General features: G+C 55.9%; 16 protein-coding genes. 12 read left to right on the top strand and 4 right to left on the bottom strand.

Features of this window, described 5'->3' with window-relative positions; translation table 11 throughout:
* The 5 genes from ACREAY_RS07435 to ACREAY_RS07415 all read left to right on the top strand — a co-directional run.
* Positions 1-71 (top strand): CHRD domain-containing protein (locus ACREAY_RS07435; RefSeq protein ID WP_431755136.1); only part of this gene is annotated, 71 nt, incomplete at its 5' end.
* Positions 72-444: 373 nt separating this feature from the next.
* Positions 445-2199 carry a sensor histidine kinase gene (locus ACREAY_RS07430; RefSeq protein WP_431755135.1) on the top strand — a complete coding sequence of 585 codons (1755 nt, stop codon included), beginning with the start codon at positions 445-447 and terminating at the stop codon, positions 2197-2199.
* 100 nt (positions 2200-2299) lie between these two features.
* Complete coding sequence (locus ACREAY_RS07425; protein ID WP_431755134.1) at positions 2300-2443, top strand: hypothetical protein; 144 nt, start codon at positions 2300-2302, stop codon at positions 2441-2443.
* A gap of 35 nt (positions 2444-2478) precedes the next feature.
* Positions 2479-2640 carry a hypothetical protein gene (locus ACREAY_RS07420; protein ID WP_431755133.1) on the top strand — a complete coding sequence of 54 codons (162 nt, stop codon included), beginning with the start codon at positions 2479-2481 and terminating at the stop codon, positions 2638-2640.
* Between the two features lie 31 nt (positions 2641-2671).
* Entirely contained in the window at positions 2672-3049 is a 378-nt protein-coding gene (locus ACREAY_RS07415) for a hypothetical protein (RefSeq protein WP_431755132.1), read from the top strand.
* Positions 3050-3053: 4 nt separating this feature from the next.
* Here the strand turns inward: ACREAY_RS07415 and ACREAY_RS07410 are convergent, their stop codons facing one another.
* The 3 genes from ACREAY_RS07410 to ACREAY_RS07400 are packed head-to-tail and all read right to left on the bottom strand — an operon-like array spanning position 3054 to position 4441.
* Positions 3054-3428, bottom strand: coding sequence for a thioredoxin family protein (locus tag ACREAY_RS07410; RefSeq protein ID WP_431755131.1), 375 nt, complete (start codon positions 3426-3428; stop codon positions 3054-3056).
* Between the two features lie 46 nt (positions 3429-3474).
* On the bottom strand, positions 3475-3966 hold the full coding sequence (locus ACREAY_RS07405) for an RDD family protein (RefSeq protein ID WP_431755130.1): 492 nt from the start codon (positions 3964-3966) through the stop codon (positions 3475-3477).
* 43 nt (positions 3967-4009) lie between these two features.
* A complete protein-coding gene (locus ACREAY_RS07400; protein WP_431755129.1) occupies positions 4010-4441 on the bottom strand; it encodes a CBS domain-containing protein in 432 nt (143 codons plus the stop codon).
* Between the two features lie 80 nt (positions 4442-4521).
* On the opposite strand from ACREAY_RS07400, the gene ACREAY_RS07395 reads away from it, so the two are divergent.
* The 3 genes from ACREAY_RS07395 to ACREAY_RS07385 all read left to right on the top strand — a co-directional run bounded on the left by ACREAY_RS07395 (position 4522) and on the right by ACREAY_RS07385 (position 5261).
* On the top strand, positions 4522-4758 hold the full coding sequence (locus ACREAY_RS07395; protein WP_431755128.1) for a hypothetical protein: 237 nt from the start codon (positions 4522-4524) through the stop codon (positions 4756-4758).
* On the top strand, positions 4743-4973 hold the full coding sequence (locus ACREAY_RS07390) for a hypothetical protein (RefSeq protein WP_431755127.1): 231 nt from the start codon (positions 4743-4745) through the stop codon (positions 4971-4973). The genes ACREAY_RS07395 and ACREAY_RS07390 overlap by 16 nt, the downstream gene beginning before the upstream one ends.
* 96 nt (positions 4974-5069) lie before the next feature.
* Complete coding sequence (locus tag ACREAY_RS07385) at positions 5070-5261, top strand: CDGSH iron-sulfur domain-containing protein (RefSeq protein WP_431755126.1); 192 nt, start codon at positions 5070-5072, stop codon at positions 5259-5261.
* On the opposite strand, the gene ACREAY_RS07380 is transcribed toward ACREAY_RS07385, so the two are convergent.
* Positions 5258-5899 carry a DUF4443 domain-containing protein gene (locus ACREAY_RS07380; RefSeq protein WP_431755125.1) on the bottom strand — a complete coding sequence of 214 codons (642 nt, stop codon included), beginning with the start codon at positions 5897-5899 and terminating at the stop codon, positions 5258-5260. The genes ACREAY_RS07385 and ACREAY_RS07380 overlap by 4 nt on opposite strands.
* Before the next feature lie 100 nt (positions 5900-5999).
* On the opposite strand from ACREAY_RS07380, the gene ACREAY_RS07375 reads away from it, so the two are divergent.
* The 4 genes from ACREAY_RS07375 to ACREAY_RS07360 all read left to right on the top strand — a co-directional run.
* The gene (locus ACREAY_RS07375) at positions 6000-6215 is read left to right on the top strand and encodes a CbtB domain-containing protein (RefSeq protein ID WP_431755124.1); all 216 of its coding nucleotides are present in this window, start codon (positions 6000-6002) and stop codon (positions 6213-6215) included.
* Positions 6216-6228: 13 nt separating this feature from the next.
* Complete coding sequence (locus tag ACREAY_RS07370; protein ID WP_431755123.1) at positions 6229-6945, top strand: CbtA family protein; 717 nt, start codon at positions 6229-6231, stop codon at positions 6943-6945.
* Between the two features lie 26 nt (positions 6946-6971).
* Positions 6972-7385 (top strand): type II toxin-antitoxin system RatA family toxin, encoded by a 414-nt coding sequence (locus ACREAY_RS07365; RefSeq protein WP_431755122.1) that lies wholly within the window; start codon positions 6972-6974, stop codon positions 7383-7385.
* A gap of 25 nt (positions 7386-7410) precedes the next feature.
* Positions 7411-8637: glycosyltransferase (locus ACREAY_RS07360; protein WP_431755121.1), on the top strand; the 1227-nt coding region annotated here is incomplete at its 3' end.

Genomic DNA, 8637 nt, shown 5'->3' with positions numbered 1-8637 from the left:
GAGGCAACACATACGCCAACGTACATACCATCAAATATCCAGGTGGCGAAATCAGGGGGCAGATTTCTTAAGAACAACAACTCCAACAATCCTTCGCCACTCTTCTTTTCTTTCTTTGTGTCGGGACAACGGTGAAAATTCTGGTGAACAGTCTTTTTGAACCTGATGCCATGTACCTTTCTTATCTAGCACACACTACAGGCATGCATTATTCACGGCCATCAGTGCTAGGGAGGACGGCTTAACATATACGGTAGATCGTTACAAGTTCTGTAATGGGAAAGACAGCGAGTACTTACTCAATTCTTAAATAGCGAGTTATAGAACCCTCTGCTAATGAATGGCTCAAATCCCTTTGGGCCCTTGTATATATTTTCATAATTTGTCCATTTGATGGAATTAAACTGACAACTTGTTATAAGTGTGACAATTCTAGACAATCAGATGTCCGTGACAGTCGCGCCCGGAGGCTTGACAAAAAAAGCGATAGCGCTACTCGCCTCAATACTCGTCGTTTCTTACGCGCTGTTCTTTTACCTGCAACTGTCCGAGGAGCGTAGGATAAGGGCAAGCCTGTTTGAGCAGCATAAAGAAGTCCAGTCCCGCTCACTTGAGAACCTGTCACAGCGCATACTTGCCGACTTGAGCCTGCTTGAGGCTACCGTCCAAGGCCTGTCCGAGTCGGCTTACCTGCAGTCCGGCAACCTGGCCGGGGAAAAGGCGCAAAAGCTCGTCTCAGAAAAATATGCCTACCTCAGCACAGTCAGCAAGGCCGACAGAATTTTCGTCATCGATGCAGGCGGCATGGTAGTGTGGGCCAGCGCGCAGGCAGGCGCCCCGGATTTTATCGGCCTGCAGGCGCCACCTGAATGGGTGCAGCAGGTAAAAGGCAGAGGCGGGCCGGTCTTTTCCAACGGCTACATGGGGCTGGACGGGGAGTACCGCATGACCATCGCAGTGCCGGTGGTGAACAGGGACTCTGGTGAGTACCTCGGCATGGTCGCGCTGTCTGCCGTCACCACCAGCTTTTTCCAGTTTTACGGCAACCTCGAAAACATTGACTCGCAGTTCCTGGTTGTATACGACGAAAAAGGCGACATCATTGCGTCGCCTGTCCCACACCTTCTGGGCAAGAACGCCTTTAGCGCCGAGCTGCGCCAGTTCACGCGCAACAGCATAGATGTTGAGGAAACCAACCGGTTGCTGCTCTCAGGCCAAAAAGTGGTGAGCGTTTATGACTATGGCACAGGCGAGAGGCTGAACACGGCAGGACCGGTACTTGTCAACGGCAAGGCGGAATACTTTGTCCAGCTCATCACGCCGACTGCAACCATCTATTCAAACATTGATACGGCCCTCGCAGAGACGCGGGCAAGGACGTTTCTGCTGCTGGCCACCGCCACGGCCGCCGTCGCGGTGGTCGCGCTTTTTATGGTCAGGCACAGCGCGGCGCTTGAAAGGGATGTCCAGTCCCGGACAAAACAGTTGCAAGAGTCAAACGAGCAGCTGGCTGCAAGGACTGGCGAGCTGGCGCGGGCAAACGAGGAGCTGCAAATCCGCGACACTTTGCAGCAAGAGTTCGTCAACATCGCCGCCCACGAGCTGCGGACGCCAGTCCTCCCGATAGTGCTCAGCGCCGAAAGCCTTGCCGAAACCATGCCAGAAAATGAAAGCGTCAAGATAATCCTTCGCAACGCGACGCGGATGACGAAACTGACAAACGACATACTGGACGTGAGCAGGATAGAGTCGCGCTCGCTCAAGATAAAGAAGGAGGAGCTGGGCCTCGACGAGCTGCTGTCGCCCCTTGTGCGCGACTATGGGGCACTGCTTGCAGAAAAGGAAGTAGCGCTGTCGTACGAGCCGGCCCGCATACGCGTTACTGCAGACCGGTCGCGCCTGACCCAGGTGTTTACGAACCTCCTTGACAACGCGTCGTACTTTACGACCAAAGGACGGATTTCTGTCACGGTGCAAAAGCAGGCAGGCGAGGTCGCAGTCGCGATAAGCGACACGGGGCGCGGAATCGATCCTGAGATCCTGCCAAAGCTGTTCACCAAGTTTGCGACCAAGTCGGAAAAAGGGACCGGCCTTGGCCTCTATATCTGCAAGGCAATAGTCGAGGCGCACGGCGGCCGGATGTGGGCCGAGAACAATCCCGGCGGCGGGGCCACTTTCCACTTTACGCTTCCTGCCTAGCGCAAGCGATCTATTGGGCAATAGGCAGCTGGATTAAAGACGACGGTTTACCTGCAGCAAGGGCCCGCATCCAGTGGCAAACACTTAAGGCTCTCTGCCTTTGTCTAGCGCGAACATGGCGCTGAAAAAATGCATGAACTGCAAGCAAGAAGTCGAAGAAACCAGTTTTGTGGGCAACCAGTGCAAGGAATGCCACTCTGCGTACATGGACTCGCTTGGCGGCGAAGACCAGTACTCGTCCTAGTACGCATATATTGTCCCGCTGATTTTTGTCAGGAAATGAGCGCTGACAAAAAGAGCCTTTCTCTTTCAGAGGTCGAGTGGCAGGTCATACTCGATTCGCTCAGCAACACCATTTTCAACGAAGAGCTCACCGACGACGCGAGGAAAAACGCCAAAGAGATCTTTGTAAAGCTGCAAAAGGAACTGCCAAGAAAATAGGAATAAGTAAGGGCAAAATGCAATAGCGGCATTGTCAGATCTCGAAAAGACAGTCCAAGACCTTGAAAAGCGGTTATTGCGGTTAGAGCAGGCGTTCTATGGCAAAAAGGAAAAGGCAGCGACCGGCTTTGAGCAGGCGCTGGTGGGAAAGATAGACGAGATCGGCACGCAGGACCTCATCCTCCTCGCGCTATTGCAAAGGCCAAAGCAGACCAAGGCAGAGATAAGGGCCGTGCTGGCAGACTGGGGCAAGGCATTTGGAACCTGGTTTGACGGCGGCAACTTTTCCGGCAGGCTGGTAAAATCCGGCCTCGTCAAAAAGGACGGCGAGAACGACAAGGGCGAGGACGTCTTTGCGCTGAGCAAAAAAGGCGAGATGGAAGCAGACGCCCTTGCGAAAAAGATCTAGCGCGCTACGCAGCTTGCGTGGCCTTGAGCGGCGTGCTGTTTGAATAGCACGCCTCCATCTCTGCAAGCATCTCGTCAATCTTTTTCCGGAGTGCCGGTTCTATGGCATAGCCGACGTGCTCGCCGACCTCTCTTCCCTTGCAGTAGAACTTAAGCGTGGGCGTGCCCTCTATCCCTGCCCTGCGCGCCGTGTCTTGGTTCTCGTCTACCATCATCTTTGCAAAAGTCAGCCTGCCTTCGTAGCTGTCGGCCAGCCTGCTGTAGAGCGGGTCAAGGGCCATGCAAAAGCCGCAGCGCTTGGCAGAAAAGTTCACGACCATGAACTTTTCAGAGCTTGTGACCTTGTCCCAGTCCTGAGAGGTGATGGCCTTTACCGGCATGCAAGTTATTCGCGCAGGTAATTAAAAAGATGCTCGCCGCAGGCCACTAGTCCTTCCGGTACGTGACCCCTGACTGCACATTGTCCGCGGCCTTGACGACCAGCGTGTCGCTTGCCCTGTTGAATATGCGCTGGCGCCTGTCGTTTGTGAATATCCAGCCCAGTATGACATCAAGCGGCAGCAGAAACGCCTTGCCAAAGCTCTGTATGGCTATGCTTTTTGCATCTGCCGGCCTGCCTGCAAGGTCGACTGTCTTTATCTTTAGCACCATCTTGCCCACCGACTGGCCCCTGGTCGCTTCAAAGAACGTCCAGTACAGGAAAAAGACCGTGCTCATGATGCCGTAATGCGCCGGCCCTCCTGACCACCACCTGTCAAAGTCGCCGTACCAGAACGGGAACGCGACTGCCGCAAGCACGCCGTTTACCGCGATGCTCACTATGACAAAGTCTATCAGCCACGCAAAGAACCTGTCGCTCCACTTTGCCAGGACGACTTCGGGCTGGCCTGGGCTTGGCGCCGGGGCTTCAGAGCTCACGGCAGTATATGCACGTCCAACCTTATAACAAATTTGCCGGCCGCTAGAGGTCAAGCGTGGGCCGGAGCGAGCGGTAGCGGCTGTTGTCGTCAGCCAGTATCTTGGCCAGTTTTATGGCAATATCAGTTACCGACAGGATGCCTGCAATCGACCCGTCTTCTTCGAGGACCGGCAGCCTCTTGACCTTGCTCTTTGCCATGGCCGCCGCGGCAGTGTCGACAGAGTCGATGGCCCTGACTGTTATCAGGGGCGACGACATGATGCTCTTTGCAGAAACTTTGTCCGGTGTTACGTTGCGTGCCGAGACCTTTTTCAGCACGTCTCTTTCGGTGATTATGCCTGCAGGTCTGCCTTGCTGCAAAACGATGACCGCCCCGACCCTGTTCTTGACCATGGCCGCGACCGCGTCGGCTGCCGTCCCGGCGCCTTCAACAGTCACGACGCCTTTTGACATTATCTCGCTTACCGCGCTCACACTGTATGAAGGCAGTTGATCCTAATAGGCATGTCTGCCAGCGCAGCTTTATAATGAAAATGCCCAATGAGATGCGATAATTGGCAATAGAGTGGGACGCAGTGGTGGTCGAAATAGTGCTCTTTGCCGTCCTGATATACGGCGCAGTATACCTTGAGCGCTGGATGGAAAACCGCAAGGTCCGCAAGGAGGACGACAAGAGTAGGCAGCAGGTAATAAGGTTCGTCGCCGACGACTTGAATTCGCGGCTGTCCTTCATCGCCGAGTCGATACAGTACCCGACTTCAAGCCGTTTTTTACCATGTGGGATTCCGTAATCCTCGGGGGCAAGCAGACTTTGCTGCCGTTCTCGCTGTTTGAGAACCTCCAGCACACGTATTCGTGGATGAAATACTATAACAACGAGCTGGATCAAAAGGGAAGGGCGGTCGAGGAAAAGGAGGCCCTCGAGCTCCTCGGCGAGGTCAAAAAATCCATCGAGAATTCGCTCAATATGCTTGAATCAAGTTCCGGGCGCGACCTGGAGGGGTAGCATGAAAAATATTCCATGAAAAAAGTCAGCACAAGGCAACCTGGTAAGCGCGCAACAACTGCCGGCTTTATCTTGCGCGCCGCCTACCCCTCCCGCATGGCAAGAATGGTTAGGAAGGAAGACAAGGGGCCGATGGCAGTCAAGGTTGGCGCCGAAACAAAGTGGATCTGCATGTGCGGGCTTTCGGCAAACCAGCCGTTCTGCGACGGGTCGCATAAAAAGACGGCAGACGAGATGGAAGGCAAGGTCTACGTCTACAGCAAGGACGGGACAAGAAAAGAAGCCTAGGCGTGCTTTTCATGCGCCATTATGGTCGTAAGGGCGGCGCTTTTTGCCGCCAGTTCCGCGGCCTTGCCGCTGTCGGCGCCTCCGATTATCACCGCGTCGCCATCTGCCGGCCGCAGCTTTTCAAGCAACTCTTTTTTCAGCCCGCTCTCTTTTTCCAGCGGGTCTCTTCTGCTGTCCTGCATGAAAAAGCCGCCGTCCCTGCATAGCAGCGTAGTCGCGCCCGTGCCTCCAATCCTGATGGCGGCGTCGCGCTGCTCTATCCCTGATTTTATCGCAAACCCAAGCTCGCGCAAGAGCACCGCGTAATTGTACCTCCCAAGGGCTACCGACGATCTGGGCAGCGGCATCTCTGCCGGCATCGACTCTGCCAGCCCCTCCCACATGCCCCTGCCCCTGGCAGTCATCTTTGTCCCTCCGTTGGAGGTCTCGACAAGGCCGTTCATCCTCATGTGCTTTACAATCGTCTTGACGGCCCCGCCGCCGAGTGCCAGCTCTTTCTGGAGCGCGCTCCTGCTTGCGTGCCCGCGCCTGTGTATCAACTGCAGCGCCATGAACACGTGTACTTCGTCAAACGACAAGAGCCTGCTTGGCGCGTATCTGCTTGCCACCTTTTCGAGGACCCTTACGTACGTGTGCATACGTTTTGCAAATGCCTGCCGGGATTTAAAGTTGGATAAACCGTCCAGGTTGGACAAACCATCTCATTATTTATATAACACTGACTTGCATCCGAACTGAATGTCATTTACCGAGCAGATTGTAAAGGCAGCGCAGGGAGTCCCCAAGATAGCAGTCGGCGTCTTGCTGGGCGTGCTTGTGCTGGGCGTATTTATGATGGGCTTCGACCAGGGCCAGCTGTTCAGCGTGGCGCAGGGCGAGCAGGCGTACGAAGACATGTGGGCCCACGAGTTTTACCACGACATGAGGCACGCAGCCGGATTCGCATGCCACTAGGACTGATACTTTCATGAAGGCCCTCACTTTTATCGCCATTACCCTTTTGTCCGGTGCCATCGCAGGCACAATTCTTGCGCTTGTAAACCAGGGCGTAGTTGAGCCGTTCATCGAGCAGGCCATAGAGCTTGAAAACCAGCAGGCAGCTGCGGATGGCGAGATTATCAATCCTACCGAGCTTGCGGCATTCCGCCTTTGGCAAAAGGGTGGAAGCATAGCTGCAGGTGCGGTGCTCGGGCTGTCACTCGGAGCGCTCTTTGGGCTGGTGTTTGCGTACGGCAGGAAAATCCTGCCTGGCTCTACGAACGTGAAAAAGGCAATAGTGCTTGCAGGGATAATGTGGGCGGTGCTCTATCTGGTGCCTGCGGTAAAGTATCCTGCAAACCCGCCGGCGGTGGGCGACCCCGAAACAATCTATTTGCGCATGAGTCTGTACGTGGCAATCCTTGCGATATCTGGCTTTAGTGCGCTGGGCGTTGCAATCCTGTCAAGAAAGGTCAAGATGAACCGGCTTGTCGCGCCGGCCGTCTATGGTGGCATAATTGCAGTCGCGTTTGTCGCCCTGCCTGCCAACCCTGACGCGATAGCCGCGCCGATGGACCTTGTGAACAGCTTCCGCATCGCAAGCGGGGCCACGATGACAATGTTCTGGGTATTGCTCGGCGCTATCCTTGGGGCGTTCTGGGACAGGACAAAGCCGCACGAAACCGCGCAGATAAAGACAGCGTAATATAACCGCGAGGCGCACCGCGTGGCATGGGCAGCTTTAACGTCAGCCGCGAGATAGCGGCGCCGCTTGACAAGGTGTGGGGCATCGTCTCCGACCTTGACAACGAGGCGCAGTACTGGCACGGCACAAAGTCCATCCGCAATCTGAGCAGGGAGGGCAACGTGATAAAGAGGGAAGTTGTGATAGCGTTCAAAGACGCCAAGACAATCCAGACGGTGACTTTGCACCCCCCGACGTCCATTGAAACCCAGATTACCGAAGGCCCCATAACTGGCTCGCGCGTCATCACCCTTGGAGAGACGGCCGGCAAGACCCGAGTCGACGTCGCCTGGGACTTTAAACTTGCCGGCCTGTTGAACGTCTTTTCTGGCATGGTGAAAAAGCACATTGCCGAGGGGACCGAGCAGGCGCTCGAAAGGATTGCAAAGGCAGCCGAATAAATAGCGTCTTTTCCACAAAAAAGCAATGGAGCCCGCCCTTGACCTTGCAATTGCGCTGGCAAGCTTTGCCCTTGCCGCCATCATGGCAGGGATATTTGGGGTGTGGGCCTACTTTCTCGCCTACATGAGCAAGTCGTTCCGGCTGGCGCCAAAGCTAGAGTCGTTTGACAGGTCAAAAGCCGGGAGACAGCCCCGGGTGAGCGTGATACTGCCGGCAAGAAACGAGGAGAAATACATTGCCCGCTGCCTCGACACCCTGCTGGCGCAGCAATATCCAGACTTTGAGGTAATAGCGATAAACGACGGCTCGACTGACGGGACGGGCGAGATAATGAAAGAATACGCGGCAAAGGACAGGCGCGTCGTCTATGTCGACAACCTGCCAAAGCCGGAGGGCTGGGCGGGCAAGAACTGGGCGTGCCACCAGGGCTATCAGCGGGCGGCCGGCGAGTACCTGTTCTTTACCGATGCCGACACGGCCCACGCGCCTGACGCCCTCCCGCTTGCGGTGGGCCACATGGTAGCAGAGGGGCTTGACGCCCTCACAGCCGTCCCAAAGCTGATCTGCAACGACTTTTGGACCCGGATAACGCTGCCGGGGCTATCGACGTTTTTGCATACCCGGTTCTCGCCCCTGCGCGTGAACGACCCCAAGCAAAAGACAGGTTATTTCTTTGGCAGCTTTTTCGTGATAACGAGAAAGACGTACGAGGCCGTCGGCACCCACGAAGGCGTAAGGCAAGAGCTGGTAGAGGACGGCGCGCTCGGCGCCAAGGTCAAGGAAGGGGGCCACAGGATGAAGATGGTGCGAGGAGAGGGGCACATCGACGCGATATGGGCCCGCGACCTTGGCACGCTCTGGCACGGCCTGCGCCGGCTCGTGATACCGCTCTATCATCAGGACAGGGCGGGCGCGCACATGATAGCGACGGCCGTGTTTTTCATAATGTTCGCCCCGTTCCTCCTGCTGCCGTATTCTGTCGGGACGTTTGTGCTTGCCGGCGACGGCCTTGCAGGGCTTGCCGGCAAGGTGCTACTCGGCGTCCACCTTTCGACAATCGCATTGCTGATGGCCACCACTGCCGTCCAGAGCAGGCTGGGCGTCTTTCAGAGCCCTGCGTACGCTCTTGGGTCGCCTTTGAGCGGGGCCATCATCTACCTCGGGTTTGCTTCTGCAATAATCGATGCCCGCAAAAAAGGGGCCGTGAACTGGCGTGGCCGGCAGTATACGGTCAGCGAAAAGCAGAGCTTT

Origin of the sequence: Nitrososphaera sp., from assembly GCF_050748925.1 — an archaeon.
Classification (GTDB): Archaea; Thermoproteota; Nitrososphaeria; order Nitrososphaerales; family Nitrososphaeraceae; genus Nitrososphaera.
Note: the sequence above shows the minus strand (reverse complement) of the source record. Positions and strands in the feature narration are given on the sequence as shown.

Coding starts and splice junctions, on each gene's coding strand:
- ACREAY_RS07430 (WP_431755135.1), top strand. CDS start 445: ATGTCCGTGACAGTCGCGCCCGGAGGCTTGACAAAAAAAGCGATAGCG.
- ACREAY_RS07420 (WP_431755133.1), top strand. CDS start 2,479: ATGAGCGCTGACAAAAAGAGCCTTTCTCTTTCAGAGGTCGAGTGGCAG.
- ACREAY_RS07410 (WP_431755131.1), bottom strand. CDS start 3,428: ATGCCGGTAAAGGCCATCACCTCTCAGGACTGGGACAAGGTCACAAGC.
- ACREAY_RS07390 (WP_431755127.1), top strand. CDS start 4,743: ATGTGGGATTCCGTAATCCTCGGGGGCAAGCAGACTTTGCTGCCGTTC.
- ACREAY_RS07385 (WP_431755126.1), top strand. CDS start 5,070: ATGGCAAGAATGGTTAGGAAGGAAGACAAGGGGCCGATGGCAGTCAAG.
- ACREAY_RS07380 (WP_431755125.1), bottom strand. CDS start 5,899: ATGCACACGTACGTAAGGGTCCTCGAAAAGGTGGCAAGCAGATACGCG.
- ACREAY_RS07375 (WP_431755124.1), top strand. CDS start 6,000: ATGTCATTTACCGAGCAGATTGTAAAGGCAGCGCAGGGAGTCCCCAAG.
- ACREAY_RS07370 (WP_431755123.1), top strand. CDS start 6,229: ATGAAGGCCCTCACTTTTATCGCCATTACCCTTTTGTCCGGTGCCATC.
- ACREAY_RS07365 (WP_431755122.1), top strand. CDS start 6,972: ATGGGCAGCTTTAACGTCAGCCGCGAGATAGCGGCGCCGCTTGACAAG.